This window comes from Phyllobacterium sp. 22229 (assembly GCF_052056495.1).
GTDB classification, from domain to species: domain Bacteria; phylum Pseudomonadota; class Alphaproteobacteria; order Rhizobiales; family Rhizobiaceae; genus Phyllobacterium; species Phyllobacterium myrsinacearum.
The window spans coordinates 55,240-79,936 of the sequence record NZ_JBQEPA010000019.1; the positions used below are offsets into that span (position 1 = coordinate 55,240).

General features: G+C 58.6%; 29 protein-coding genes. 18 read left to right on the plus strand and 11 right to left on the minus strand.

Translation table 11 applies throughout. The features are described from left to right. Window positions 1-131 precede the first annotated feature (131 nt). The 4 genes from ACTJJ7_RS21070 (at window position 132) to ACTJJ7_RS21085 (ending at window position 3,744) form a co-directional block, all read left to right on the plus strand. Window positions 132-1,073, plus strand: a complete 942-nt coding sequence (locus ACTJJ7_RS21070) for a choline ABC transporter substrate-binding protein (protein WP_440968719.1) — start codon at window positions 132-134, stop codon at window positions 1,071-1,073. Between the two features lie 79 nt (window positions 1,074-1,152). Next, on the plus strand, window positions 1,153-1,995 hold the full coding sequence (choW, locus tag ACTJJ7_RS21075; RefSeq protein ID WP_105731991.1) for a choline ABC transporter permease subunit: 843 nt from the start codon (window positions 1,153-1,155) through the stop codon (window positions 1,993-1,995). Further along, window positions 1,992-3,041, plus strand: a complete 1,050-nt coding sequence (gene choV / locus ACTJJ7_RS21080; protein WP_105731990.1) for a choline ABC transporter ATP-binding protein — start codon at window positions 1,992-1,994, stop codon at window positions 3,039-3,041. Before choW ends, choV begins: the two co-directional genes overlap by 4 nt. Window positions 3,042-3,114: 73 nt before the next feature. Beyond that, a complete protein-coding gene (locus tag ACTJJ7_RS21085; protein ID WP_440968720.1) occupies window positions 3,115-3,744 on the plus strand; it encodes a toxin-antitoxin system TumE family protein in 630 nt (209 codons plus the stop codon). 13 nt (window positions 3,745-3,757) lie between these two features. Here ACTJJ7_RS21085 and ACTJJ7_RS21090 read toward each other — a convergent pair whose 3' ends face one another. From ACTJJ7_RS21090 to ACTJJ7_RS21115, 6 genes are all read right to left on the minus strand, one after another. After that, window positions 3,758-4,024 carry a hypothetical protein gene (locus tag ACTJJ7_RS21090; RefSeq protein WP_440968721.1) on the minus strand — a complete coding sequence of 89 codons (267 nt, stop codon included), beginning with the start codon at window positions 4,022-4,024 and terminating at the stop codon, window positions 3,758-3,760. An 83-nt stretch (window positions 4,025-4,107) separates the two neighbouring features. Continuing rightward, window positions 4,108-4,941, minus strand: a complete 834-nt coding sequence (locus ACTJJ7_RS21095) for an ABC transporter ATP-binding protein (RefSeq protein ID WP_440968722.1) — start codon at window positions 4,939-4,941, stop codon at window positions 4,108-4,110. Next, window positions 4,938-5,792 (minus strand): ABC transporter ATP-binding protein, encoded by an 855-nt coding sequence (locus ACTJJ7_RS21100; RefSeq protein ID WP_105731985.1) that lies wholly within the window; start codon window positions 5,790-5,792, stop codon window positions 4,938-4,940. Before ACTJJ7_RS21100 ends, ACTJJ7_RS21095 begins: the two co-directional genes overlap by 4 nt. 4 nt (window positions 5,793-5,796) lie before the next feature. Then, window positions 5,797-6,657, minus strand: a complete 861-nt coding sequence (locus ACTJJ7_RS21105; RefSeq protein ID WP_105731984.1) for an ABC transporter permease subunit — start codon at window positions 6,655-6,657, stop codon at window positions 5,797-5,799. 63 nt (window positions 6,658-6,720) lie between these two features. Further along, window positions 6,721-7,728: an ABC transporter permease subunit gene (locus ACTJJ7_RS21110; RefSeq protein WP_105731983.1), complete on the minus strand. Its 1,008-nt coding sequence runs from the start codon at window positions 7,726-7,728 to the stop codon at window positions 6,721-6,723. A 52-nt stretch (window positions 7,729-7,780) separates the two neighbouring features. After that, entirely contained in the window at window positions 7,781-9,385 is a 1,605-nt protein-coding gene (locus ACTJJ7_RS21115; RefSeq protein ID WP_105731982.1) for an ABC transporter substrate-binding protein, read from the minus strand. 333 nt (window positions 9,386-9,718) lie between these two features. Here ACTJJ7_RS21115 and ACTJJ7_RS21120 point away from each other — a divergent pair, with 333 nt between their 5' ends. The 5 genes from ACTJJ7_RS21120 to ACTJJ7_RS21140 all read left to right on the plus strand — a co-directional run bounded on the left by ACTJJ7_RS21120 (window position 9,719) and on the right by ACTJJ7_RS21140 (window position 13,670). Continuing rightward, on the plus strand, window positions 9,719-10,480 hold the full coding sequence (locus tag ACTJJ7_RS21120; protein WP_105731981.1) for a 3-hydroxyacyl-CoA dehydrogenase: 762 nt from the start codon (window positions 9,719-9,721) through the stop codon (window positions 10,478-10,480). A 179-nt stretch (window positions 10,481-10,659) separates the two neighbouring features. Continuing rightward, window positions 10,660-11,853, plus strand: coding sequence for a hypothetical protein (locus ACTJJ7_RS21125; RefSeq protein ID WP_440968723.1), 1,194 nt, complete (start codon window positions 10,660-10,662; stop codon window positions 11,851-11,853). After that, the gene (locus ACTJJ7_RS21130; RefSeq protein WP_440968724.1) at window positions 11,850-12,440 is read left to right on the plus strand and encodes a protein-S-isoprenylcysteine O-methyltransferase; all 591 of its coding nucleotides are present in this window, start codon (window positions 11,850-11,852) and stop codon (window positions 12,438-12,440) included. Before ACTJJ7_RS21125 ends, ACTJJ7_RS21130 begins: the two co-directional genes overlap by 4 nt. Before the next feature lie 54 nt (window positions 12,441-12,494). Continuing rightward, window positions 12,495-13,178, plus strand: a complete 684-nt coding sequence (locus tag ACTJJ7_RS21135; RefSeq protein WP_440968725.1) for a hypothetical protein — start codon at window positions 12,495-12,497, stop codon at window positions 13,176-13,178. Window positions 13,179-13,280: 102 nt separating this feature from the next. After that, window positions 13,281-13,670 (plus strand): DUF930 domain-containing protein, encoded by a 390-nt coding sequence (locus ACTJJ7_RS21140; protein WP_440968726.1) that lies wholly within the window; start codon window positions 13,281-13,283, stop codon window positions 13,668-13,670. A 54-nt stretch (window positions 13,671-13,724) separates the two neighbouring features. On the opposite strand, the gene ACTJJ7_RS21145 is transcribed toward ACTJJ7_RS21140, so the two are convergent. Continuing rightward, window positions 13,725-14,675: a cell wall hydrolase gene (locus ACTJJ7_RS21145; RefSeq protein ID WP_440968727.1), complete on the minus strand. Its 951-nt coding sequence runs from the start codon at window positions 14,673-14,675 to the stop codon at window positions 13,725-13,727. Window positions 14,676-14,914: 239 nt separating this feature from the next. Between ACTJJ7_RS21145 and ACTJJ7_RS21150 the strand changes: the two genes are divergently transcribed. From ACTJJ7_RS21150 to ACTJJ7_RS21160, 3 genes are all read left to right on the plus strand, one after another. Then, window positions 14,915-15,106 carry a hypothetical protein gene (locus ACTJJ7_RS21150; RefSeq protein WP_130269732.1) on the plus strand — a complete coding sequence of 64 codons (192 nt, stop codon included), beginning with the start codon at window positions 14,915-14,917 and terminating at the stop codon, window positions 15,104-15,106. A gap of 76 nt (window positions 15,107-15,182) precedes the next feature. Next, on the plus strand, window positions 15,183-15,962 hold the full coding sequence (locus ACTJJ7_RS21155) for a HugZ family protein (RefSeq protein ID WP_440968728.1): 780 nt from the start codon (window positions 15,183-15,185) through the stop codon (window positions 15,960-15,962). A gap of 4 nt (window positions 15,963-15,966) precedes the next feature. Continuing rightward, window positions 15,967-16,803, plus strand: coding sequence for a TrmH family RNA methyltransferase (locus ACTJJ7_RS21160; RefSeq protein ID WP_440968729.1), 837 nt, complete (start codon window positions 15,967-15,969; stop codon window positions 16,801-16,803). On the opposite strand, the gene ACTJJ7_RS21165 is transcribed toward ACTJJ7_RS21160, so the two are convergent. Beyond that, window positions 16,774-17,835 (minus strand): hypothetical protein, encoded by a 1,062-nt coding sequence (locus ACTJJ7_RS21165; protein ID WP_440968730.1) that lies wholly within the window; start codon window positions 17,833-17,835, stop codon window positions 16,774-16,776. The two genes, ACTJJ7_RS21160 and ACTJJ7_RS21165, sit on opposite strands and share 30 nt — an antisense overlap. Window positions 17,836-17,979: 144 nt before the next feature. Then, window positions 17,980-18,561 (minus strand): DUF1134 domain-containing protein, encoded by a 582-nt coding sequence (locus ACTJJ7_RS21170; protein ID WP_105731972.1) that lies wholly within the window; start codon window positions 18,559-18,561, stop codon window positions 17,980-17,982. Between the two features lie 324 nt (window positions 18,562-18,885). On the opposite strand from ACTJJ7_RS21170, the gene chpT reads away from it, so the two are divergent. Together chpT and ACTJJ7_RS21180 are read left to right on the plus strand one after the other, a co-directional pair. Further along, window positions 18,886-19,515, plus strand: coding sequence for a histidine phosphotransferase ChpT (chpT, locus tag ACTJJ7_RS21175; protein ID WP_105731971.1), 630 nt, complete (start codon window positions 18,886-18,888; stop codon window positions 19,513-19,515). Between the two features lie 105 nt (window positions 19,516-19,620). Further along, entirely contained in the window at window positions 19,621-19,986 is a 366-nt protein-coding gene (locus tag ACTJJ7_RS21180) for a response regulator (RefSeq protein ID WP_105731970.1), read from the plus strand. A gap of 10 nt (window positions 19,987-19,996) precedes the next feature. Here the strand turns inward: ACTJJ7_RS21180 and ACTJJ7_RS21185 are convergent, their stop codons facing one another. After that, on the minus strand, window positions 19,997-20,863 hold the full coding sequence (locus ACTJJ7_RS21185) for a LysR family transcriptional regulator (RefSeq protein ID WP_440968731.1): 867 nt from the start codon (window positions 20,861-20,863) through the stop codon (window positions 19,997-19,999). A gap of 92 nt (window positions 20,864-20,955) precedes the next feature. Between ACTJJ7_RS21185 and ACTJJ7_RS21190 the strand changes: the two genes are divergently transcribed. From ACTJJ7_RS21190 to ACTJJ7_RS21200, 3 genes are all read left to right on the plus strand, one after another. Next, the gene (locus ACTJJ7_RS21190; protein WP_440968732.1) at window positions 20,956-21,921 is read left to right on the plus strand and encodes a quinone oxidoreductase family protein; all 966 of its coding nucleotides are present in this window, start codon (window positions 20,956-20,958) and stop codon (window positions 21,919-21,921) included. Between the two features lie 76 nt (window positions 21,922-21,997). Further along, window positions 21,998-22,360: a VOC family protein gene (locus tag ACTJJ7_RS21195; RefSeq protein WP_105731968.1), complete on the plus strand. Its 363-nt coding sequence runs from the start codon at window positions 21,998-22,000 to the stop codon at window positions 22,358-22,360. A 132-nt stretch (window positions 22,361-22,492) separates the two neighbouring features. Further along, a complete protein-coding gene (locus ACTJJ7_RS21200) occupies window positions 22,493-23,071 on the plus strand; it encodes a tyrosine phosphatase family protein (protein ID WP_105731967.1) in 579 nt (192 codons plus the stop codon). A gap of 76 nt (window positions 23,072-23,147) precedes the next feature. Here the strand turns inward: ACTJJ7_RS21200 and ctrA are convergent, their stop codons facing one another. After that, window positions 23,148-23,849 (minus strand): response regulator transcription factor CtrA, encoded by a 702-nt coding sequence (gene ctrA / locus ACTJJ7_RS21205; protein WP_105731966.1) that lies wholly within the window; start codon window positions 23,847-23,849, stop codon window positions 23,148-23,150. 455 nt (window positions 23,850-24,304) lie between these two features. On the opposite strand from ctrA, the gene ACTJJ7_RS21210 reads away from it, so the two are divergent. Then, window positions 24,305-24,691 (plus strand): flagellar export protein FliJ, encoded by a 387-nt coding sequence (locus ACTJJ7_RS21210; protein ID WP_105731965.1) that lies wholly within the window; start codon window positions 24,305-24,307, stop codon window positions 24,689-24,691. Window positions 24,692-24,697 lie beyond the last annotated feature (6 nt).

Genomic DNA, 24,697 nt, shown 5'->3' on the forward strand with positions numbered 1-24,697 from the left:
CTTTTGCCGGAATATCAACAACTGTCGCGAATTGACCGGATTTATGCGCGGCTATGCTTGAACCCCTGCGAAATTGGTGCTTGGTTCATGCCCTTAACAGCCGGTAGAAAACCGGAGAGGGAGAACAATCGATGAAAATGTTGACCAAACTGACCATTTCACTGGCTCTCACGCTGACCGCCGGCACCGCATTCGCCGCGGAACCCGCGAGTTGCAAGTCCGTTCGATTCGCCGATGTCGGCTGGACCGACATTACCTCGACCACGGCAGCGGCAAGCGCCGTGCTCAAGGGACTGGGTTATTCCACCGATACGAAGGTCCTGTCGGTTCCCGTAACCTATGCGTCCCTCGGCAAGAAAGACATCGACGTATTCCTGGGCAACTGGACGCCCAGCATGGCCGCCGATCTCAAACCCTATCTCGACAACAAGACGGTTGAGGATCTCGGTGTGAATCTCACCGGCGCAAAATATACGCTGGCAGTACCGCAGTACCTTTATGACAAGGGTTTGAAAGACTTCAAGGATATCGTCACGTTCAAGGACGAGCTCGGCGGCAAGATCTATGGCATCGAGCCGGGCAATGACGGCAACCGCCTGATCCTCGACATGATCTCCAAGAATGCTTTCGGCCTAAAGGGCTTCGAGGTTGCCGAATCATCCGAGCAGGGAATGCTGGCGCAGGTTGCCAAGCAGACGAAAACCAAGGGGCCCATCGTCTTCCTCGGCTGGGCGCCGCATCCGATGAACACCAACTTCAAGATTCAGTATCTTTCCGGCGGCGATGATTTCTTCGGCCCCGACTTTGGCGGTGCAACCGTTCACACCAATGTTCGCGCCGGCTATACGACCGAATGCCCGAATGTTGGCAAACTTCTGGCCAATCTCAAATTCGACCTGAAAATGGAAAACGAGATCATGGGCAAGATTCTGGATGACGGCGAAGACGGCCCGAAGGCCGCCTCCGAATGGCTGAAGGCCAATCCTGCCATTCTCGACACCTGGCTTGCCGGTGTGACCACGGTTGACGGCAAGGACGGTCTGCCAGCCGTCAAAAAGTCTCTCGGTCTTTAAGGCCTGCCGATATTGTCGCCCGGCGCCTGCGCCGGGCGATTCTTTCGCCTGATACTGCAACCGACAGAGGAATTTTCGCTTGGACTGGCTGACACAAGACAAGATTCCGGTAGGCAAGACGGCAAAGGCCGTCGTCGACTGGCTCACGAACAATTTCGCCGGGTTTTTCGATGGGCTCGCCTTCGTCATGCAGTCGTTCATCGACGGCCTCATGTTCGTCCTGAAATATCCGCATCCGCTGATCATGGTCGCCATCTTTTCAGCGGTTGCCTATGCGCTGCGCCGTTCGATTGCGGTCACCCTGCTCACTCTCTTCGGCTTCCTGTTCATTCTCAATCAGGGCTACTGGAAGGAAACGATGGAGACACTGACGCTGGTGCTCTCCTCCTGCATCCTGTGCATGGGCATCGGTGTCCCCGTCGGCATCATCGCCGCCCACCGCCCCCGCTTCTACGCGGCCATCCGGCCCGTCCTTGATCTGATGCAGACATTGCCGACCTTCGTCTATCTCATCCCGGCCATCGTCTTCTTCGGCATCGGCATGGTGCCCGGCCTGATCGCAACGGCGATCTTCGTTCTGCCTGCTCCGATCCGGCTGACGCATCTGGGCGTGTCCTCCACCCCGCAGCATCTGGTTGAGGCAGGTGAAGCCTTTGGCGCATCGTCGCGCCAGCTTCTGTGGAAGATCGAACTGCCCTATGCCATGCCGCAAATTCTGGCGGGCCTGACCCAGACCATCATGCTGTCGCTGTCCATGGTGGTCATTGCCGCCCTGGTCGGTGCCGATGGGCTCGGCGTTCCGGTTGTCCGCGCGCTCAATTCGGTCAACACGGCATTGGGCTTCGAGGCAGGCCTTGTCATCGTGGTCGTCGCCATCGTGCTTGACCGTATCTTCCGTCCCGGCAAGGAGCCTGGTGAATGACCGCGATCACCCTTGAAAACGTCTGCATCATTTTCGGCAAGAAGACAGACGGCGCGCTGGCGCTTGCCGACCAGGGCAAGAGCCGGTCGGACATCCAGGCGGAAACCGGCCATGTGCTCGGCGTCCACAATTGCTCAATCACTATTGCCGAAGGTGAAATCCTCGTGCTTATGGGCCTGTCCGGCTCGGGCAAATCCACGCTCCTGCGCGCCATCAACCGCCTCAACCCGATTTCGCGCGGCTCGGTCGTCGTGCATCATGGCGGCCGCTCCGTCGATGTCGGCAAGGCGGACAAGAATACGCTGCGCGATCTGCGCAAGCATCTTGTCTCCATGGTCTTCCAGCAGTTTGGCCTTTTGCCCTGGCGCACGGTCGAGGAAAATGTCGGCTTCGGTCTCGAATTGTCGGGTGTGTCCAAGGAAGACCGGGCGGAAGCCGTGGAACAGCAATTGGCGCTGGTCAATCTGAAGGACTGGGCCAAGCGCAAGGTCGGCGAGCTCTCCGGCGGCATGCAGCAGCGTGTCGGCCTTGCCCGCGCCTTTGCCACCGGCGCACCGATCCTGTTGATGGACGAGCCGTTTTCGGCGCTCGATCCGCTCATTCGTACCCGCCTTCAGGACGAACTGCTCAGCCTGCAGGAACGGCTGAAGAAAACCATCGTTTTCGTCAGCCACGATCTCGACGAAGCGATGAAGATCGGCAATCGCATCGCCATCATGGAGGGCGGCCGCATCATCCAGTGCGGCACGGCGCAGGATATCCTGCTCAACCCGGCCAATGATTATGTCGCTGACTTCGTGGCCAACATGAATCCGCTGGGTGTGCTGACGGCCGGCGACATCATGGTGCCGCTTGACCGCAGCCGGTCCGCCAACCGTCCCTTCGCCGCGACGGCACGGCTGGCCACCCCCGTGCGCCAGATCATGCAGGCGGTGTCGAAAAATGGCGGCGATGTCGGCATTGTCGAGAACGGCGCCATTCTCGGCATGATCTCCGCCGACGACATCGTGCGGGGGCTACTAAAGCATCAGAGAAACCAGCCGTGAACATCCCTACAATGCGATGGTTCACTCCATATTGATGGTGTGATTTACATCGTTTTTTGATGATGGTACAGTCATGGCGCAGGCAGAAAGCCTTGTTTCCCGGCGGGTCTTCGTGGGCCAGAACATATTCACGGAGATTGTGGTCTGGCGTATTCCGGCGCCATTGAAAGGCAGCAGCCACACGTACAAATATCGTTTTGCTTTGGTTGCCAATAATGTCTGCGTGTTACGGTACGACAATGAAGCTGGCAAAGGCGATCACAGGCATATTGGAGAAGCGGAAATTCCCTATGCGTTTTCGACGATAGAAGCGCTTCTGGCGGATTTCAAAGGCGATGTTGAAAGATGCTCCATGAAAACAATCACCTTTAAGGTTCAGACACTGGCGTCCGCTCTCGATGATGTTGAGATCGCCTGGAAAACAGGTGAGGCCGAGACGACACCCCAGTTCAGTTTTGTCACCTGGGAGGTCATGCACAAAATTCTGTCGCCCAAGCGATTGGAGATCGTGACCGCAATGGCCGGAGCAGGCCCTCTGAGCATCCGCGAAATCGCACGCCGGGCTGAGCGCGATTTCAAGGGCGTTCATGCGGATGTCACACTGCTTCTGAATGCGGGGGTGATCACCAAAACCGGGACTGGCAAGATGATCTTCCCTTACGACAAAATCCACGTCGATTTCGAGATTTCAGCGGCGGCTTGAAGCGCGGACAGGTCTACTTGTCGTCGCCGTCCTCATCGTTATCGCCGCTTTTGCCGGCCGGTTGCCATGCATGCGGCGTGACTTTCTTCTGCGTGTTTGAATCGGTGAAGATCCACCAGCCCGCGTCGGTTTCATCCCACTGGCCGCCAGTTGCCTTCAGGCGGTCCAGCGACCGGTATTGCGCCAGGGATTCGTTCTCCTGCCCGTCCTCGTCCGTCCAGAAGACCTGGACCTTGCTGCCGTCCTTCGGGGCAGTTGCAATCGGCTGACGTCCGCTCATAACAGTTCCTCCTGCAAATCGTGCTGTGCGTGGTTAACCACGCACAACGGGTCTGCCATTAACGGACGAACCGCGCGCTAAAATCAAGCGGCGGCTTTTTTCTTCTCCAGACGGGCACGGATGCTGGCGACATCGGATTTCGGCGTCGCCGCAAACAAGGTCTTGGTATAGCTGTGCTGCGGGTTCGAAAATACCTCGTCCCGCGTTCCGTACTCAACCACTTCGCCGTAATACATCACCATCACCTCATCGGCGATGTAGCGCACGACCGACAGGTCATGGCTGATGAACACATAGGTCAGGTTGAATTCATCCTGAAGGTCAGCCAGCAGGTTGAGGACCTGTGCCTGCACCGAAAGGTCAAGCGCGGAGACCGGCTCGTCAAGGACAAGCAGGCTTGGGCTCATCATCAATGCACGGGCAATGGCGATACGTTGGCGCTGCCCGCCGGAAAACATGTGCGGATAGCGGTTGTAGTGCTCCGGACCGAGGCCAACTTTCACCAGCATCTGCATGGCAAGGTCCCGCCGCTCGGCGGCGGACTTGTTGGTGTTGAGCAGCAGCGGTTCGCCGAGAACCTCGCCGATCTTCTGGCGCGGGTTGAGCGAACCATAGGGATTCTGGAAAATGATCTGCACCTTGCGGCGCATTTCCGGCGTCACCCTGTCCTTGGCAATGTTGATGGGTTTGCCGTCAATCAGCAGCTCGCCTTCCGACTGCGGATCAATCAGCGTCAGGATGCGGCCGAGCGTCGACTTTCCGCAGCCGCTTTCGCCGACAATGGCAAGGGTCTTGCCTTTCTCCAGCGTGAAACTGACACCCTTGACCGCACGCACTGTCTTCGGCTTGCCGAACAGGCCGCCGCTGACGTGGTAATCGCGGACAATATTGCGCCCTTCAAGAACGATCTCGCTCATGTTGCTGCTCCTGCATTGGCGGCTTCGTTCTTCATGAAGTCTGCGACGGTGGACAGGCGGTCACCCGTCGCATTTTCCGGCAAGGCCGAAAGAAGGGCACGCGTATAGGGACTCTTCGGCGTTTCAAACAGAGACAGCACGTCGGCTTCCTCCATCTTGCGGCCTTTGTACTGGACAATCACGCGATCAGCCGTTTCCGCGACGACGCCCATGTCATGGGTAATCATGATCAAACCCATGCCATGCTTGGCCTGCAGGCTGACCAGCAGATCGAGAATCTGCTTCTGGATGGTCACGTCGAGCGCCGTCGTCGGTTCGTCGGCAATCAGCAGCTTGGGATTGCAGGCAATGGCGATGGCAATCATGACGCGCTGGCATTGGCCGCCCGACATCTGGTGTGGGAACGAGTTCAGCCGTTCCTCCGGCGTGGGAATACCGACCTGCTGCAGCAATTCGATTGCCCGCGTGCGCCGGGTTCTGGCATCCATTTTCATATGGAAGCGCAAAACTTCTTCCAGCTGGAAGCCAACCGTAAAGCACGGATTGAGGCTTGCCATGGGTTCCTGAAAGATCATCGCCACGTCGCGGCCGACGATCTCCCGCCGCTGTTTGGTCGTCATCGTCAGCATGTCATGGCCATTGAAGGTCATGGTGTCGGCCGTGACGGTGGCCGTCTTCGGCAAAAGCCCCATCACCGCAAGCATGGCAACCGATTTGCCGGAGCCGGACTCACCGACAATGGCCAGCACTTCGCGGGCATCGACATGCAGGTCGATCCCCTGCACGGCCATGAACTGGCCAGAGCTCGTGTCAAATCCGACCGAGAGATTCTTGATTTCAAGCAGCGCCATGATCTCAGCTCCTCTTCAGCTTGGGATCGAGGGCATCGCGCAGACCGTCGCCGACGAGATTGATCGCAAGCACGGTAATCAGGATGGCCAGACCGGGGAAAGTCACAACCCACCAGGCACGCAGGATGAATTCGCGCGCTTCGGCAAGCATGGTGCCCCATTCCGGTGTGGGCGGCTGCGCACCCATGCCGAGGAAGCCAAGAGCCGCCGCTTCAAGAATCGCGTTCGAGAAGGACAGCGTGCCCTGAACGATCAGCGGTGCCAGACAGTTCGGCAGGATCGTCTTGAACATCAGCCGTATGTGACCCGCGCCGGCAAGCTTGGCGGCAGTCACATATTCACGGTTCTTTTCGCTCATGACCGCTGCGCGCGTCAGACGGGCGAAGTGCGGCTGCAGAACCAGCGCAATGGCGATCATCGCATTGAACAGCCCAGGTCCCAGAATGGCGACGAGCACCAGCGCCAGCAACAGCGGCGGAAAGGCGAGAATGATGTCCATGATGCGCATGATCAGCGCATCGACCCAACCGCGGAAATAGCCGGCGAGAACACCGAGAATGACGCCCGTGACCATGGAAATGGCAACGACGATCAGACCGATGAACAGCGAGAAGCGCGCGCCATAGATCAGGCGGGACAGCAGATCGCGGCCGACGGCATCCGTTCCCAGCAGGAACGACGAATTGCCGCCCTCCTGCCAGGCTGGCGGCGTCAACAGCGCTTCACGATATTGCTCATAGGGCGCATGCGGCGCAATGAACGGTCCGAGAATGGCAACAAGTACCAGAAAAATCAGAGTGGCAAGCCCGATGACAGCGCCCTTGTTGACGCTGAAATAGAACCAGAATTCCGTGAACCTGCCCATGCGGCCCGTTGACGGGGCGGCGGCGAGCGGTGCGGGAGGGGAAACTTCGTTAGTCACGGTTCCTCACTTTACGCGGATACGCGGGTTGACGACCGCATAGAGCAGATCGACAATCAAATTGACGGTCATGACGATCAGCGCGACCAGCATCAGGCCGCCTTGAACGACGACATAATCGCGCTTGGCGATGGCGTCGATCATCCACTTGCCGATACCTGGCCAGGAGAAAATCGTCTCCGTGAGGATGGCGCCTGCCATCAGCAGGCCCATCTGCAGGCCAATGGTCGTGATGACAGGGATCATGGCATTGCGCAGGGCATGGATGCCGATGACCCGCTTGGGCGCAAGACCCTTGGCACGCGCCGTGCGCACATAATCCTCACCCAGCACTTCCAGCATGGCTGAACGTGTCTGGCGGGCGATGACCGCGAGCGGAATGGTTCCAAGCACAATCGTCGGCAGGATCAGGTGCGAGAATGCGGATTTGAACGCACCTTTCGGCCCGGAAATGAGACTGTCAATCAGCATGAAGCCGGTTGTGGGCTTGAAGAAATAGATCAGATCCATGCGGCCCGAGACCGGCGTCCAGTGCAGAATACCGGCGAACAGGATGATCAGCAGGATACCCCACCAGAAAATCGGCATGGAATAACCAACCAATGCAATTCCCATGCTCAGCTGGTCGAAGATCGAACCGCGCTTGACCGCGGCGAAAATGCCGGCGGGAATGCCAATGATGACGGCAAACAGCATGGCGCAGAGACTGAGCTCAAGCGTAGCTGGGAACAGGGAGAGGAAGTCCGCAAGGACCGCCCGTTTGCTGGCGATCGACGTCCCAAAATCCCCATGGAAAATATTCCAAAGGAACGAGAAGTACTGCTCCCAGATCGGCCTGTTGAAGCCGAACTGCTCAAGCAGCATCTGGTGACGCTCCGGCGTCATGCCGCGCTCGCCTGCGAGCGCAATGACAGGATCGCCCGGCAGCAGGCGGATAAACATAAAAGCCACAAAGCTGATGCCGATAAAGGTCGGAATCAGCAGCAGCACTCGTGAAGCGATGTATCGGAACATGGTAACCCAATAAAAGGCGGTACCGGCCGAAGCCGGTACCGCGAGGAGTCAATTACTCGGTGATGTCAACATCGGCGAAGTTGTGAACACCGAACGCGCTTTGCACGTAACCGGTCACATTCTTCGTCGTCACATCGGTTACCAACGAGTGCGCCAAAGTGGCCCATGGTGCTTCACGCTTGAAGATGACCTGAGCCTGTTCGTAAAGCTTGGTGCGTTCGGCCTGATCGGCAGTCACAGCAGCCTTGTCGATGAGCGCAGTGAACTCCTTGTTGCACCATGCGGTACGGTTGGCCTGGCCAACGGCCTGACACGACAGCAGCACGGCAAGGAAGTTGTCCGGATCGCCATTGTCACCGGTCCAGCCGAGGATGACCGCACCGTCATGCTTCGGATCGGAAGCGCGCTTCAGGTATTCCTGCCAGTCATAGCTGACGATCTCGACCTTCACGCCGACCTTGGCAAAGTCGGACTGCAGCAGTTCAGCCGTACGGCGGCCGTTCGGCATGTAGGGGCGCGCAACCGGCATCGCCCAGATCTTCATCGACAGATTTTTGACGCCAGCCTTTTCGAGAGCCTTCTTGGCTGCTTCAGGGTTGTATTCGTCATCCTTGATTGCCTTGTCATAGGACCACATTGTCGGCGGGATCGGGTTGACCGCCGGTGTGCCCTGACCGAGATAGACGGCATCAACGATTGCCTTCTTGTCGATGGCCATATTGAGCGCCTTGCGCACTTCCGGCTTGTCGAAGGGGGCCTGGGTCGTGTTGTAACCAAGATAAGCAATATTCAGGCCTGGCTTCTGAATAACCTTCAGATTGGTATCAGCCTTGAGGCCCGCCACGTCAGCCGGATCAGGATAGATGGTGATATTGCATTCGCCCGCCTTGATCTTCTGTACGCGTACAGCAGCATCGGTCGTTATAGCGAAAATCAGGTTGTCGATCTTTACCTTGCCCTTCCAATAGCCGGGGTTGGCTTCATAACGGATGGCCGTGTTCAGCTGGTAATCAACGAACTGATATGGGCCTGATCCGACGGGCTGCTCGTTGAACTTCTGCGGTGTGCCGTCAGCCTGAAGCTTATCGGCATATTCCTTCGAGACGATCGAGGAGAAGTCCATTGCAAGACCGGCAAGCATCGGGGCGCTTGGCTTGTTCAGCACGATCTTGACCGTCAGGTCATCGACCTTCTTGACTTCCTTGATCAGCTTGGGGAAGTCCATGCTTTCAAAATATTCGTAGGTCGCGCCTTCGACATACTTGGCCCATTTGCTGCCTTCCTTCTGACGTTCGAAGGAGAAAACAACGTCATCGGCATTCAGATCGCGCGTTGGCGTGAAATAGCTGGTTGTCTGGAACTTGACGCCCGGACGAAGCTTGAATGTGTATTCAAGGCCGTCATCGGAAATCGTCCAGCTTGTTGCCAGGCTCGGCTCGACTTCGGATGTACCAAGCTTGAATTCAACAAGCTTGTTGAAAACAGCCTGTCCGGTCGCGTCAAGCGTTTCACCGCCGGTATAGAGCGCAGGGTCGAAACCGCCGGGAGCAGCTTCAGAGCAGAACACGAGAGATTTAGCCGAGGCTCCACCTGCCATCAGCCCACCCGTCAACATTGCAAGCGCTGTCGCCGCAAGGAGTTTCTTGTAGGTCTTCATTTTTCCACCTTCAGAGGTTTTTTGTGTTGCCGGCCCCCATGCCCGCAACCGAGGTTGCATGGAAGCCTTTGCAATGTCGCAATGCAAGCAGATTTATTCGCAGTCAACCTACCACCTCATGAAGAAACGAAGATTCTGGGGAAACTTTTTAACAAAGCCGTAAAAATAGCGAAATTCACTAAATGAGACGTCTCGAACTTTTGCTAAGCAGCGTTTTTAAATCGGCATAATCCGGGCCCGGACATGCTTTTCACCATCTGCGCCCGCAAATAACGACTGGATCAGCACCCAAACTCGTGCCAGAACGCATGAAAATCAACGAGGAGATGCATTGTGAACGTTCAGGGCCAAACAGCGATTGTTACGGGTGGCGGATCGGGCCTGGGCGCGGCGACGGCGCGCGCGCTGGCAGAGAAAGGCGCAAAAGTCGCCCTTTTCGACATCAATGCCGATGCGGCGCAAAAAGTTGCCGATGACATAGGCGGCCTGGCGGTCGCCTGCAACGTATCGAGCGCGGACGACGCCGAGCGGGCAGTCGCCCATGTCGCAAACAAGCTTGGCACCGCACGAATCCTGGTGAACTGCGCCGGTATCGCCAATGCCGGGCGGATTGTCGGCCGCGACGGTCCGCATGATCTGGAACTGTACCGCCGGGTCATCGAGGTCAATCTCATCGGTTCGTTCAACATGCTGCGGCTGGTCAGCGATGCGGCCGCCAAGCTCGAGCCGCTGGACACGGGTGAACGCGGCGTGATCATTTCAACCGCCTCGGTTGCCGCCTTCGATGGCCAGATCGGCCAGGCGGCCTATGCTTCATCGAAGGCAGGCATTGCCGGTCTGACATTGCCCGCCGCCCGCGAACTCGCGCGTTTCGGCATCAGGGTCATGGCCATTGCACCCGGCATATTCGGCACGCCCATGCTTCTGGCCATGCCGCAGGAGGTTCAGGATTCTCTGGCAGCCTCCATTCCGTTCCCTTCCCGCCTCGGCAAACCCGAGGAATATGCAGCCTTGGCCCTGCACATCATCGACAACCCCATGTTGAACGGCGAAACGATTCGTCTTGACGGCGCGATACGCATGGCGCCTAAATAATAGCGATTGGACAGGTGTGGGCTGAAAGGCGGATACGCCAAAAGGCTGCGATGGCACCAACCATTGCAACTCTTTGCCTTTGACGACGTTCTGTTAACGTCGGTCATCTAAATTCCTTTTTGGCTCGATTCAGCTGAGAGCGCTGACACCGTCGCAATCGGAACCTGGAAAGGTGGCAGATGTCCGTTATCAATCGCCTGGTTGTTCTCTTGCCAGGCTTTGAACATATGCCGGTCGAGGCCCATCATCGGCGCTTCCTGCGGGAGGCAACCAAGACAGCGCCTGTTTATGACATGTCGTTGCAGGAAGATGGCGCGTTGAAAGTATCGTCCGCCGAGGGCGGCGTCGGCGTGGGGGAGTTCACGCTTGTAACCGCCGGTGCGAACTGGTCCGCCAGGACCGATTTTGTCCTCTATGGCCTGGGTGACATCAACCATTTCTATGCCGCACGCAATCCTGCCGTCCGCATCCTCAGCGGCATCGTTGCTCTGATCGATTTCATCGTCAGCGGCACGTTCTTCCGCTTCCTGTCGACAAGCTGGCGCTATGCGCTTTTCTTCCTTTATCCGCTCGTCATCATGGGTGCCGTTGCCGTGCTGTCCATCGGTGCCGGACGCCTCGCCTTGGCGATGACGCAGCAGGCGGCGGTTGCCGTTGCCGTCGGCCTGGCGGCGGCCCTGGCCCTGCTTGCCGTGGCAGCGCGGAAAATGCACTTTCTCCTGATCATGGACGACTGGACATTCGCGCGCGACATGGCACGCGACAACCGTCCCGACATCACGGCGAAACTGCACCATGTCATCAGCGATGCCGCGGCCCGGATCAGCCAAGCGGCGCCTGCGACCGAGGTCGTCGTTGCCGCGCACAGCATGGGCGCGATCTGCGCCCTGCACATTCTCGATGCCGCCCTACAGCAGAATGATTCCCGGCGCTATGGCCTGCTCACCGTGGGTTCGAGCCTGCTCAAGCTGGCATTGCATCCGGCCGCCAAAGCCCTGCGGGCAAGCGTCGAAGCCGTCGCGCGCAGCCGCGCCATTTGGGTCGACGCCCAATCGCTGACCGACCCGATGAATTTCTACAAATCCAATCCCGTCCGTGATCTGAATATCGCGGATGCGGAATCGCCCGTCCTGGTCAAGGTCCGCTTCCGCAGCCAATTGTGCGACGAAACCTACAGGTCCATCCGCCGGAATTTCTTCCGCGTGCACCGGCAATTCGTCTATGGCGTCGAAAAGCGCTCGGCCTATTCCTGGCATGCGATTCTCTGCGGGCCGGAAACCTTTGCCGATGTCGCCGCACGCGGCGGACTGCCATGCGAATGCGCCGCCCAGTCCGCCTCACCCATGAAAATAGCCGAAACTGCCACCATATGATGTCACTTGCCGTTGCCGGAAAGGCCCTGTGGGTCGTTCTTATCGTCGCCTGGTATCTCTTGCGCCGCCCGTTCGACAGGCGTGCGCGCCGCGCGAAACTGACCGTTGACCGCCGCAAGGGCGCCGACACGCTGCGGCTCGCCATATCGCTGACCGGCCTCGGCATCATTCCGGCCGTCTATGTGGCCACCGGCCGGCCGGGATTCGCCTCCTACGCGCCAAGCCCCGTCCTCTTCGTCTTGGGTATCCTGACCGGCATCGCCGCACTGCTGCTGTTCCGGCTCACGCACAAGGCCCTGGGGCAGATGTGGTCGGTCTCCCTGCAACTGAAGCAGGATCACAAACTTATTACCACGGGCATCTACAAACGCCTGCGGCATCCCATGTACACAGCCTTCTGGCTCATGGCATTGACCCAGGCCTTGCTTTTGCCCAATTATATCGCCGGTCTATCGGGTCTGGCGGGGTTCGGATTCCTGTTCTTCTCCAGAATTGGGGCGGAAGAACAGATGATGGAAGAGGCCTTCGGGGAAGAGTATCGCCAATATCGCGCCAGAACATGGCGCGTATTGCCATTGGTCTATTGAAAGCTGTGCCGTTTTCAGCGGCAAAGCCATCACAGGATTGAAAAGAGAATTGTCTTGCTGAACACCGCTTCAAACGCATCAACCTCGTTCAAGATGTTCCTCGCACCGGCCTTTGCCCTCACCCTCGCGGCCTGCCAGTCGACACCGCCATCCAGCGTGTCCGTTGCCCCGTCGGCCTATGCTGCGGAAATGCCGGAACTGACCTGCGCCGCCCATGGCAGCGCCAGCGGATCCGCGGTCAAGCTGACGGCCAACCGCACCAGGCCCGGCGACCCCGCCTACATCGAATTCCGTCAGCGCCTGTCGCCCGGCATTCCAAGCGGCCACATGTATGTGGTTTTCGGCAGGCTGGATGCCAATGGCAATCCCGTCACGCGCCAGTATAACGGCCTCTTCCCCAAGGGCAGTCTGCTGGGCCTTTACGGCGGCGCCCTCATTCCCATGCCCGCAGAACTGAAGCCCAGTTACGCCGACTGCCATTTCGCCACAGGTGCGGCCTATCGTGTATCCTTGACGGAAACGCAGTATCAGAGCCTTCTCGGCAAGGTACGCGCCAATCTGGCCAACCCGCCGAAATGGACGATGTTCGGTTTCAACTGCAACAATTATGCGGCTTCTCTCGGCAGCGTTGCCGGTCTTGTCGAGCCGTCGAACACCGCCCTGCCGTCATTTGCCTATATCTACGCCTATATCGAAGCCAATGGCGACAAGAAGCCGGTTGCCCGCAAGCAGTCGTAGAGCTTTTCATAATTTGGTCCCAATCCGGGAGACATTGGAGCCTTTCCGGCATCCGGACCCGGACCCTTGTCCTTCTGCCCATTTTCGGAGAGCGCGGCATCGATGAAATCAGTTCTGGCCATGCTTTTGGCGACGGCCGCCGTGATGGGCTCAGCCAAAGCCATGGATTCAACCGAAGCGGAAGAGCTGGAGGGATTGAGTCCCGAGACCCGGCTGGAACAGCGCTGCGATCTGGAAGCCATGGAGCGTATTCACCACGATCCGGTCAAGCTGGTGCCTGACGAACTGGTCGCCTATGCCTTCAAGGAACCGCTGGTGACCGGCGACAAGATCCAGTCGACCGGTGCTGCCTTTCGCAGCAAGGGTGAATGGTACCACCTCTCCTATACCTGCACGACGTCGCCCGATCACATGACCGTTTTGACATTTCAATACGCAATTGGACAGATGGTTCCCCACAGCGAGTGGGCGCAGCACTATCTCGTGCCGTAGACGGATATTGACCAGCGCCGCCAGGGCGACGCTGGAGCCTGATCTTTTGCTTGTCTAGTTTGTGAAGCCCGGACGATCCTGCGCGAGCAGCATCTGCCCTATCGCATCGACCGATTTGCTCTTCGGTGCCTCAAAAGCAAGGACTGCCTGCTCGGCATTCTGCGGCATGGCCGCCGTCTTTGCCGGGGCGGGTGCGGGCGCCGTGAAGACCATGGCTGGTGCGGGTGGATCAACCGGCACAGCGGTATTGGCAAAAGCAAGCTGCTGCGGAGCTTCCCCACGCATCGGTTGGGCCTGCGCCACGGCAAATGGCTGATTGGTCACACGACCGGATGTCGCGGTTGTCACCGTCGGCTGCGCGCTGGCAACCATGATGGTGTTGACCGAGGCCGGGTTCGTATTTCTCATGCTGGCAATATAGGCATTGGCAATGGCAACACTGGCCACCTTGTTGCCCAAATCCGGCGAGTTGTACCTGTCACGCTTCTCGTAAAAAGCATTGCCACCGGCAACAACCGTATAGTGCATGTTGCGGTAGGGGAAGCGCAGACCGGCCGTGTGGAAGAACATCGCGTCCTTGACCTTGGGATGGCGCTGGCCCTTGAGCACGGCATCAGCCGCCTGCTGTACGTCGGGAAGCGCTGCCGATTGCATGGGCCGCGATAGGACGCCGGGAGCAAACTGCCCCTTCTCGCCCACCACGCCGCAGATCGTATTGGCATATTTGCCGGAATCGAGACGGTTCATCACCACGGTGCCCACCGCAAGCAGACCATCCTTGCTCGAACGGTTGGACTCGAAGAACATCGCCCGTTCCAGGCATTCCTTGTCCTTCGGCGTATAGGCATAGGTGGACGTCTTGGAGACGGTCGTATTGCTGCTTGTCAGATTTGCCTTCACCTTACCGGCATGCTGGGCATTCTGTGTGGTGCAACCACTGACGAGGCCAATGGCGGCAATAACACCCACGATCGAGGGGGTTTTCCACTTCCTTGCGCCGATCACGAAGCAATTCTCATCGCTGTTTTTCCTGCTGGTGAAGTTGCCCACAGATTGAGGTCATTTGGGGCCAAACAATGGCAGATGGAGCTAACGGGTGATCACAATTTACCATCTATTTGAAATCATGGCGTTATTTTCTTCATAAAAGAAGCAAAAAATTTCCAAAAATGGCAAAATTAAGAATTTGTTTACCGTATTTGCAGTAAGATTAATGCAACTGATCCGGCTCGAAAGACAGAATCATGCCCCACTATTCTGCAAGGTATGACACGCGTGAAGCACTGATGGAAGCGCTCGTCGAGTTGATGGCGCTCGAGGTGCCGGCCGAAGAATTTGCGCCCGTCCTGTGCACGATCGGACCGGTCGATCTCGACTTGCTTGCCGATTGCATGAACGACGTTGGCCTCAACGACAACCGGCCGATAGCTGCATAATTCCTCCCCGGTGAAAATGGCTTGCCGGGGGCCTGCCAAGCCATTATCTCTCGCCCAGCAATGCGAGGGATGAGCCGTGACACAGAAAAAAGATGTGCTGCGCGAGACAGATGCCGAAGCCGTCAGGCTCGCCCGGACATTGATTCGCAAGGCGCGCCATGCCGTCATCGCAACGCTCGATCCCGCGACAGGCGGTCCGATCGCAACCCGCGTCGGCCTCTCCACGGACCATGATGGAACGCCGGTCATTCTGGTCTCCGCCCTTTCCGCCCATACGCCTGCCCTGCTCGCGGATCCGCGCTGCTCCCTGCTTGCCGGAGAGACCGGCAAGGGCGATCCTCTTGCCCATCCGCGTGTAACGGTGTTCGCCCGGGCAAGGGAAATTGCCCGCGATACGGCAGAACACGCCCGTATTGAATGGCGCTATATCTCGCACCAGCCCAAGGCAAAACTCTACGCCGGATTGGGTGATTTCCGCTTCTTCCGGCTGGAACCCACGGGCGCCAGCCTCAATGGCGGCTTTGGCAAGGCCTATCAGTTGACCGTCGAGGATCTGCTCACCGGCAATCCAGCCAATGACGAGCTGGCGGCGGCGGAAAAATCCGCTGTCGAACATATGAACGCGGATCACGCCAACGCCATTTCGCTCTACGCCCGCTTCTTTGCAAAGGCACCCGCAGGCAACTGGCGCATGACCGGAATTGACGCCGATGGGTTCGATATCGCCGATGGCGACGACGTCCAGCGCATCTGGTTTCCGGCACCGCTGACGTCAGCCGGGGACATGCATAAGAGCCTCGTGCGCATGGCGGGTGAAGCGCGGGCGGGCCTGGCCGCCGCAGGCGAAACGGTCTGACACGATGCCGCGACAGGATGAAGGCTGGCTGGAACACCGCATCACGCGCATCGATGACGCAGAGGATGCGCGGCTCAGCCCCTATCGCAATGTCCGCGAGCGCGATCTGGTTGGACGGGAAGGCCGTTTCATTGCCGAGGGCAAGGTTGTGCTCAACGTGCTGCTTGCCAATGCGGCTTTCGCGGTCGAGTCGCTTCTGGTCCTGGAAAACCGGCTTGCCGGCCTTGCGGCGCAAATAGCCCTCTGTCCGCACGACGTTCCGGTCTATTGCGTATCGCGCGCCGTCATGGATGTGATTGCCGGTTTCCCCATGCATCGCGGCATACTTGCCGTCGGCCGCCGCAGCGCACCCCGTTCAGCCGGCCAGCTGATCAATGCCCTGCCGTCCGCCTCGCTTGTCGTGGTGCTGTGCGGCATATCCAACCATGACAATATGGGATCGATCTTTCGCAATGCCGCGGCATTCGAGGCTGACTGCATCTTGATGGATGAAACCAGCTGCGATCCGCTCTACCGCAAGGCGATCCGCGTGTCCGTGGGTGCGGCACTCAAGATTCCGTTCGCGCGCGAAGGCTCGATTGATGATCTCGTCAGCACATTGCAGCAGGCGAAATTCGATATTTACGCGCTCAGTCCGTCGGGCATGGAAAGCCTTTACACCGCACAACCGGGATCACGCACGGCGCTGCTGCTGGGAACCGAGGGCGAAGGCCTGCCGAAAGCCCTGATGCAGACGCTCAAGACGGTGAGAATTCCGATGTCCGAAGCGTTCGACAGCCTGAACGTCGCCACGGCCTCCGGCATCGCGCTGTCACGGTTTAGCCGGTTCTCCGGCATTTGACGCCATCGCGGAAGCGGCTTTTTGCAGGGCGCGGATGCGATCTGCCAAACTGGTGATCGCTTCACCGTTTTCGTCATAGGCCACCGGGACCTCGCCGCCTGCGCTTGCCAGGAGCTTGTTCACCGGAGACGACGGGCCTTCAAGCCGGGCAACCATGGCAACCACCTGGGACGCCAGTGCGTTCATCTCTTCACGCAACCGCTTGCTTTCCTCGGCCTGCACAAGCGCCTGCTTGCCGCGCGGCGCATGGTCCGCAGCGACACCCTGCTTGCGGCCTTCGGCAATGATGGTGCGCAGGCGCTCGTTGAGACGCTCGACTTCCTTTTCGCGCCGCAAAAGCTTGGCCTCGTTGTCCGACAGTTTCGTCATCAGTTCGCTTGCCCGTGTTTCCGCACCATCGCCGCGCTTTGTTTCCTGTCCGAGCGAATGTTGCAATGCCTTGAGCTCGGTTTCCAGCTTGTGTTTCTGCTCTTCGCCGTCCCGCTTGGCCCGGCGCGCTTCCTTCAGCTCGTCCGAAAGGTTCTCGATGCGGGTGGTCTGTGCCGCCACATCGATCTGCAGGCTGTCGGCTTTCGTCTCCGTGCTGTTCAGGCGGCGATGCAGGAGTTCAAGCTCCGCGGAACGCTGCTCCAGAGTTTGCACCGTACCGGCAAGCTCTTCCGCCGATTTTTCCAGTGCCTGATCGCGTTGCGCAAGGGATGCCTGCAATTCGGCGATCGTTGCATCACGGGCGGCAACGTCGGCCGAAAGCAGGCGGACCTGCCGCTCCTTCTCGCTGAACACGGCCAGTTGCTGCGCCGATTTTTCCTTGATGCCCGCCAGGGTCATTTCCAGCTTGCGTTCGCTTACGGCGTGTTCTGCCCGCAATCCATCGCGCTGCGCCTGGATTTCATTGAGCGTCAGCGGTGTTTCCGCTTCGACGCGCCTGCGGGTCAGCAGCATGGCGCGACGCCAGACCGGAGGCGCAAAGATCAGCGCCAACAAGACGGCACTCAAAAATCCGAGGGCAAAATAAAGTGCGGTCTGGATCACGATAAGGGTCCTGTTAGAAGGTCAGGCGGAGGATAGAACGGAATATCCCCCGCTTCAAATCTGGCACAATGCCGGTCCGCCATCAAACGGCAAAGACGCGGAACGGTTTCCGCGTCTTGCTCATGCATCAGGAAAGGCGGACGATCAAAACGGGTTCCAGGTCGGAGACTGGGTGATCTTGAGATAACCGACATTCACGCCAAGCCGTGCGCCAACGCCGGTGCGTATGGGGACCAGCAGGACCTGATTGCGCTTGAGGACATTGAAACCGACACCGGCGAAGAGATAGGCCGAGCCCGCCACGCCGACAAAACGGCCGTAGAGATTCTGTATATCGTCAAGATTGTAGACGAGCATCATGACTCGGGAACCCTGGCCGCCGAAGTCCCATCCGATGGATGGGCCCTGCCAGAAACTTTTGTGATCCCCGGCATTCTTTGTATAAAGCGTGCCCTCGCCATAGGTGAGGCCCCCGATGATGGCGCCCGATCCCTCTTCACCCAGGATATAGCCGTTCGGCAGACCATAGCTCTGGAAAATCTTCTCGACCGCCGATGCCAAACCACCGGATGTCGATCCGAAAAATCTCTGCCCCGAATTGACGATCTCATCCATCGAGAACTGGTCCTGCGCCGCATTGGCCGCATGCGGCTCTACAACAGCCAGGGACACCATCGTCAGGATCAGGAGAAAAAAACGGTTCATAGACAAGAATAGAGACGCCATCATAATTCCTTTTGGCTGTTCGCTTCTTTGTCCGACGCCAGATGCGAATCTTGTGTTCGCCTTATAATTGAAGCACCATTTAAAGGTCTAAACCTTGTATAAAAGTTTATGAATCGATCTTGGCATTTCAATGGCTTGCCGGGGACGGGAAAAAGATAAGGAATTCAGCATCTCCCGGTATCGTCGACGTCGTTCTTGCCGATCCGGACCGAGCTATGTATCCAAATGCAGCAGCAATCAGAGTGATTCGGCCTGAACATCTGATTCGGCATAACCCCAATACGCAGATTCCAATTGTCAGCCAAATCCTTAGGAGTTTCTCTCATGACATTGCCCGTTATTCTCTCGGCAACGGACCTCGGAGCCCTCCTGAGCAGCCGCATCTGCCATGATATCATTTCGCCGGTGGGTGCGATCAACAACGGGCTGGAACTTCTGGAAGAAGGCGGCGCCGACGAAGATGCAATGAACCTCATCAAATCGAGCGCGCGCAGCGCCTCTGCCCGCCTGCAGTTTGCCCGTATTGCCTTCGGCGCCGCCGGATCGGCCGGTGTCCAGATCGATACAGGCGATGCCCAGAACGTGGCCAATGAATATATGAAGGGCGAGAAGGCCGAGTTCACCTGGACCGGCAACCGCGTCCTGCTGCCCAAGAACAAGGTCAAGCTGCTGCTCAACCTGGTGCTGATCGCCAATGCGGCCCTGCCGCGCGGCGGCACGCTGAACGTTGCACTGGAGACACCGGAAACCGAACCGCGCTTCGTCCTGACATCGCGCGGACCGATGCTGCGGGTTCCGCCGAAATTCCTTGAACTGCACAGCGGCAAGACCCCGGAAGAGCCGATCGACGCCCATGCGGTGCAGCCCTATTACACGCTGCTGCTGGCGCAGGAGGCCGGAATGACCATCTCCATCCATGCCACGCCGGAAGAGATCGTGTTTTCGGCGGCGTGAGCCGGTAAAAATTTACCATCCGCCTTGGCCATTTCTTCACAATCGGCCTGATACTCTCCCTTGAAGCAGCTGCAATGTCGCAGTGATTCCGGGGGGAGTTGGCACGTGTTACGTTGTATGGTCGTTGATGGAGCGCCGGTGGTCAGGAAAGTTGCAACGCGCCTGCTCGCGAGCGACAGCGTCGTCGTGACGACGGCCGACACCGGCTTTCAGACGGTTTCCGCCTGCAGCGTGGAGATGCCTGACATCATCATTCTGGACTGCGCACTGCCGGATATGCCGTCGGTCGATATCATCAGCCAGATCAGAGCCCTGCCCGGCGGCAAGGAAAGCCGGATTTACCTCTGCCTTGCCGAAATCGATGTGACCAAGATCATGCGGGCCAAACGGGCCGGCGCCTATGGTTATCTCCTGAAGCCTTTCAACCGGGAATCGATCTCGGAAATCCTGCCGGCGCCTTCCGTCGGGTGAAATCCTATGGTCAAGCGATCCTGATCGGGCATTCCCGGCCGATGATATCGGCGAGGAAGGTCATCACCATGCGCATCACGGGCGAACGGCCGATATCGGGATAGGCCGTCAGCCACAGATCACGCACCGGCGGCGGCTCCTTGACCGGCAATTTGACCAGCAGCGCATCATTGTCTCCCATGAAACAGGGAAGCACGGCCGCTCCCAACCCGGCACGGGCCGCTTCCTGCTGACCGAAGAGATCGCTGGCCTGAAAGATGACCGGGCGTCCGGCGAGGATTGAACGCAGCCACACCTGCTGGGCCACGTGATCCAGCGTCGCGTCATAAGCGATGAACGCCAGCGCTTGCCGCGGCAGGGCCGCCTGCTCGCGCGTGGCATAGAGCCCGAAGCGCATGGCACCGATGCGCCGGATGAGCAGATCCTTCTCCGCCGGCTCGGCCATCCGGACGGCGAGATCGGCCTCGCTGCGATCGAGCGCCGCGTTCTGCGTCGCCCCCGCAAGCGCCAGCGTTATGTCAGGGTGTTCGCGGTGAAACTCCACCACGTGCGGCGCAATCAGCCTTGCTGCAACCGCTAGCGGCGCGCTGATACGCACCGTCGTCACCGCCGACAGCGACAAGCCCCGCGCGCGCCGTTCAATGGCATGCGTCAGCTGCGTCATGTCGTCAGCCAATTCCGCGATCGCCTTTCCCTCAGCCGTCAAAGGGGAGCGGCGCGGCAAGCGGTCGATGAGACGCAGCGCGAGCGCCTGCTCCAGCGATGCCACCCGCCGCCCGACGGTGGCATGGTCGACGCCAAGCGTGCGGGCCGCGGCGGACAGCGATCCCGTCCGCGCCAGAACCGAAAAATAGTGCAAATCCTGCCAGTCAATCATCGGTGAATTATCGCACATATAGTGAGATAAAACACGGAATTTCCTCACACAGCGCACTGTGTTCGAATGGTCGCCTTCCAAAGGAGAACATCATGGCACTGATCATCGAAATGACCGGCCCCGGTGGCCCTGACGTATTGCGGGCAAGAGACGCTGTCGCCGGCGATCCGGGACCGGATGAGGTGCGCATCCGCCAAACGGCCATCGGCGTCAATTTTGTCGATATCTATTTCCGCAGCGGTCTCTATTCCCCGCCAAGCCTGCCGGCCGTGCTTGGGCTCGAGGGGGCGGGCATTGTCGACGCCATCGGGAATGGCGTCACCAATCTCAAACCCGGAGACCGGATTGCCTATGCCGGCATGCCGCTCGGCGGCTATGCCGAGGTGCGGCTGATCCCGCAATCGCGCCTGATCAAGCTGCCGGATACGGTTTCGGACCGCATCGCCGCAAGTACATTGTTGCGTGGCCTGACGGCCTATATGCTTTTGCATGAGGTTCGCTCTGTCAGGCCGGGCGAATGGGTGCTGGTTCACGCGGCCGCAGGCGGCGTCGGCCAGCTGGTTACCCGTTGGGCAAAGCGCCTGGGGGCCAATGTCATCGGCACTGTCGGGTCTGAAGGCAAGATTGCAGTGGCCAAAGCCGCAGGCGCCGATGAGGTGCTGCTGCACACATCAGAGAATTGGGCCAGTGACGTGCGCCGTATCTCCGGCAACAAGGGTGTTCATCTCGCGATAGACGGGATTGGCGGCCCGGTCTTCATGGAAACCTTGAAGACCGTACGGCCCTTCGGCATTCTTGGCTCCATCGGCCAACCGGCAGGCGCCGTGCCGCCGGTCCGGCTCGAAGACCTGGGCAACATCGCGGTGATGCGCCCCAGCATCATTGCCGCCGTCAACAACCCGGAGTTCTACCAGCGCGGGTCAAAAGCCCTCCTCGCTGCCCTGGAGCATGGCTTGAGCAGTCCGATAGGCGCGGAATATGCCCTGCGCGATGCGGCAAAGGCGCAGGCGGATCTGGAGGCGGGCAAAACAACGGGCAGTGTCATTCTGACCACGTAGTCATCTCCCGTTGCCGGGCCGCCGCCGGACCGTTAGGCTGACAGAATGAAAGCCAGCGATCCCAGGGCAGAAGAAAATGGCGATAACCGGAATTGAACACATCCAGCTGGCCATGCCTGCGGGTGAAGAACAGGCCGCAAGGGCATTTTATGACGGCCTTCTCGGCATTCCCGAAGTGCCCAAGCCGGCATCGCTTGCCGGGCGCGGCGGATGCTGGTTTGAAACCGGCAGCGTTCGCATCCATCTTGGTGTCGAGCAAAATTTTTCCCCGGCGAGAAAGGCCCACCCCGCCCTGTTGACGGACAGCCTTGTCGCCCTGGTCAGTGCATTGGAAGCGGCAGGCTATGCGATTACCGAGGACCAGCCGCTGGAAAAATATGACCGGCGCTTCGTCCACGATCCCTTCGGCAACCGCATCGAACTGATGCAGCCCCGATGAAACCAACGCCTCTGGATTCAGCCGGTCCGCGTCGCAAATATGCCGAAGAATCCGGGATAATCTTTGCTATCGCGGCGGAACGCTCCCACAATGCGATTGGCCCCACACAAGCACCAGGATGACCGATTCTCCATGAAACCTCTTTCCATTTCCACGCTGACCATTTGCGGCATTGACGAATTGCCGGCCCAGAGCGGACGCACCGTCACCCACGTCCTATCCATTCTCGATCCGAACTGGCCGGAGCTCGAGGCATTTCAGGCCTATGGTACCCATCACCGCACGACGCTGAACTTTCACGACATCATCGATGCTGACGCGGGCAAGATCCTGCCGCAGCCGCAACACGTTGCGGAAATCCTCAATTTCGGCAAGACGCTGGCTGAATCCGAAGCCGAAGACACCAAGGGCCACCTGCTGATCCATTGCCACATGGGCATATCCCGTTCGACGGCGGCCATGCTCTCCCTCCTCGCCCAATCCCATCCGGACGAATCGGAGGACCGGCTGTTCGAGCGCCTGCGGCAGATACGCCCGCAGGCCTGGCCGAATTCCCTGATGATCCAGTATGCGGATGATCTCCTCGGCCGCAACGGCAGGCTTGTCGACGAACTGCGCCGCCACTATGGCTGGCAGATCAAGCGCGAGCCCAACTATCTCGAATGGATGGCCCGCATCGGCCGCAGCCGCGAGCTTGAAATGGCCGTTTGACCCGCATCAAACATGCAGAATGCAAAAGGCTCCGTCAGTGACGGAGCCTTTTGCTTGAATGACCCGAGACGAAGGCTCAGGCGATTTCGCGCATGTCCGACGCATCCGGCTCACGCAGCACATAGCCGCGGCCCCAGACGGTCTCGATGTAGTTGACGCCATCCGAGGCGGAATCGAGCTTCTTGCGCAGCTTGCAGATGAAAACGTCGATGATCTTGAGTTCCGGCTCGTCCATACCGCCATAGAGGTGGTTGAGGAACATTTCCTTGGTGAGCGTCGTTCCCTTGCGGAGCGAAAGCAGCTCCAGCATCTGGTATTCCTTGCCAGTGAGGTGAACGCGCTGGCCGCTGACTTCAACGGTCTTGGCATCGAGGTTCACGATCAGGTCGCCCGTGGTGATGACCGACTGGGCATGGCCCTTCGAACGGCGAACGATCGCATGGATGCGGGCGACCAGTTCGTCCTTGTGGAAAGGCTTGGTCATGTAGTCGTCGGCGCCGAAACCGAGGCCGCGCACCTTATCCTCGATACCGGCCATGCCGGAGAGGATGAGGATAGGCGTCTTGACCTTGGACAGACGCAGGGTCCTCAGGACTTCATAACCGGACATATCCGGCAGGTTGAGGTCGAGGAGGATGATATCATAGTCGTAGAGCTTGCCGAGATCGACACCCTCTTCGCCCAGATCCGTCGTATAAACATTGAAGCTTTCCGACTTGAGCATCAACTCGATGCTCTGGGCCGTCGCACTATCGTCTTCGATTAAAAGAACCCGCATATCATTCCCCTTTTCCCGCCGCTGAAATGGGTTGCCGTGCAATCCCGAAGTCAGGTCGCGAAACAAGCCGTTTCCATAACGTTAAGATTGCCACCGAATGGTTAACAAAATCTAATTCCGCTTTGCAAGTGTCTTTGACTCATAAGTTAAAAATCGCAGACACTGCGTTGATTCATAAGGTGAGTCACCCGGCAAAAAACCGTAAGCCAAAGCTTCAGGTTCTGCGCCTAAGCGATTCATTCGACTCAATAAATTTTTAGCCGGACACAGCCGACTTCGATTTACCGAGCTTTAAGTCTTAAGGCGTATGATTAATGCTGAACGTAAAGGAAAGGTTACCAGACGCGGCAACCTTTAAGTTTTTGTTTCATTTTCCCGAAGTGATTCGGGGTGAAACGCCAGCCGGATGACTCCTGTTGATGAGTCTGCGTACCGGCTTTGTGGGGGTAGTGAGTATGAAGTCGCATGAAGGTTTGGTTCGATTGAAACTGTTTCAGGTCAAGGAAAAGCGCCGCCAGCTCGGCCAGCTTGATCTCATGATGGGCGAATTCGAACGCATGGCTGCTGAGTTGGACGCGCAGATTATGTCCGAGGAAAAGAAGGCGGGCATTACCGACACGTCGCATTTTGCCTACCCGACATTCGCCAAGGCTGCACGCCAGCGCCGCGACAATCTGTTCGATTCGATCCGTGACCTGAAGGCTCAGAAGGACGATGCCGAGGCCGCATTGGCCGAATCAGAAGCCGAGCTGGCCAAGGCCGAGGCGCTGGAACAGCGCGACGGCAAGGTCCGCGACATCGACGACATGCCGGTCGCCGACAAACGCGCCATGATCGGCTGACCAGGA

What these genes read in the sequence shown, in the direction of transcription:
- ACTJJ7_RS21090 (WP_440968721.1), bottom strand. Translation starts at nt 4,024, where the DNA reads ATGAGCGGACGTCAGCCGATTGCAACTGCCCCGAAGGACGGCAGCAAG.
- ACTJJ7_RS21185 (WP_440968731.1), bottom strand. Translation starts at nt 20,863, where the DNA reads ATGATTGACTGGCAGGATTTGCACTATTTTTCGGTTCTGGCGCGGACG.
- ACTJJ7_RS21130 (WP_440968724.1), top strand. Translation starts at nt 11,850, where the DNA reads ATGATGTCACTTGCCGTTGCCGGAAAGGCCCTGTGGGTCGTTCTTATC.
- ACTJJ7_RS21190 (WP_440968732.1), top strand. Translation starts at nt 20,956, where the DNA reads ATGGCACTGATCATCGAAATGACCGGCCCCGGTGGCCCTGACGTATTG.
- ACTJJ7_RS21170 (WP_105731972.1), bottom strand. Translation starts at nt 18,561, where the DNA reads ATGGCGTCTCTATTCTTGTCTATGAACCGTTTTTTTCTCCTGATCCTG.
- ACTJJ7_RS21140 (WP_440968726.1), top strand. Translation starts at nt 13,281, where the DNA reads ATGAAATCAGTTCTGGCCATGCTTTTGGCGACGGCCGCCGTGATGGGC.
- ACTJJ7_RS21210 (WP_105731965.1), top strand. Translation starts at nt 24,305, where the DNA reads ATGAAGTCGCATGAAGGTTTGGTTCGATTGAAACTGTTTCAGGTCAAG.
- chpT (WP_105731971.1), top strand. Translation starts at nt 18,886, where the DNA reads ATGACATTGCCCGTTATTCTCTCGGCAACGGACCTCGGAGCCCTCCTG.
- ACTJJ7_RS21070 (WP_440968719.1), top strand. Translation starts at nt 132, where the DNA reads ATGAAAATGTTGACCAAACTGACCATTTCACTGGCTCTCACGCTGACC.
- choV (WP_105731990.1), top strand. Translation starts at nt 1,992, where the DNA reads ATGACCGCGATCACCCTTGAAAACGTCTGCATCATTTTCGGCAAGAAG.
- ACTJJ7_RS21115 (WP_105731982.1), bottom strand. Translation starts at nt 9,385, where the DNA reads ATGAAGACCTACAAGAAACTCCTTGCGGCGACAGCGCTTGCAATGTTG.
- ACTJJ7_RS21195 (WP_105731968.1), top strand. Translation starts at nt 21,998, where the DNA reads ATGGCGATAACCGGAATTGAACACATCCAGCTGGCCATGCCTGCGGGT.
- ctrA (WP_105731966.1), bottom strand. Translation starts at nt 23,849, where the DNA reads ATGCGGGTTCTTTTAATCGAAGACGATAGTGCGACGGCCCAGAGCATC.
- ACTJJ7_RS21085 (WP_440968720.1), top strand. Translation starts at nt 3,115, where the DNA reads ATGGCGCAGGCAGAAAGCCTTGTTTCCCGGCGGGTCTTCGTGGGCCAG.
- ACTJJ7_RS21100 (WP_105731985.1), bottom strand. Translation starts at nt 5,792, where the DNA reads ATGGCGCTGCTTGAAATCAAGAATCTCTCGGTCGGATTTGACACGAGC.
- ACTJJ7_RS21105 (WP_105731984.1), bottom strand. Translation starts at nt 6,657, where the DNA reads ATGGGCAGGTTCACGGAATTCTGGTTCTATTTCAGCGTCAACAAGGGC.
- ACTJJ7_RS21110 (WP_105731983.1), bottom strand. Translation starts at nt 7,728, where the DNA reads ATGTTCCGATACATCGCTTCACGAGTGCTGCTGCTGATTCCGACCTTT.
- ACTJJ7_RS21160 (WP_440968729.1), top strand. Translation starts at nt 15,967, where the DNA reads ATGCCGCGACAGGATGAAGGCTGGCTGGAACACCGCATCACGCGCATC.
- ACTJJ7_RS21125 (WP_440968723.1), top strand. Translation starts at nt 10,660, where the DNA reads ATGTCCGTTATCAATCGCCTGGTTGTTCTCTTGCCAGGCTTTGAACAT.
- ACTJJ7_RS21150 (WP_130269732.1), top strand. Translation starts at nt 14,915, where the DNA reads ATGCCCCACTATTCTGCAAGGTATGACACGCGTGAAGCACTGATGGAA.
- ACTJJ7_RS21095 (WP_440968722.1), bottom strand. Translation starts at nt 4,941, where the DNA reads ATGAGCGAGATCGTTCTTGAAGGGCGCAATATTGTCCGCGATTACCAC.
- ACTJJ7_RS21200 (WP_105731967.1), top strand. Translation starts at nt 22,493, where the DNA reads ATGAAACCTCTTTCCATTTCCACGCTGACCATTTGCGGCATTGACGAA.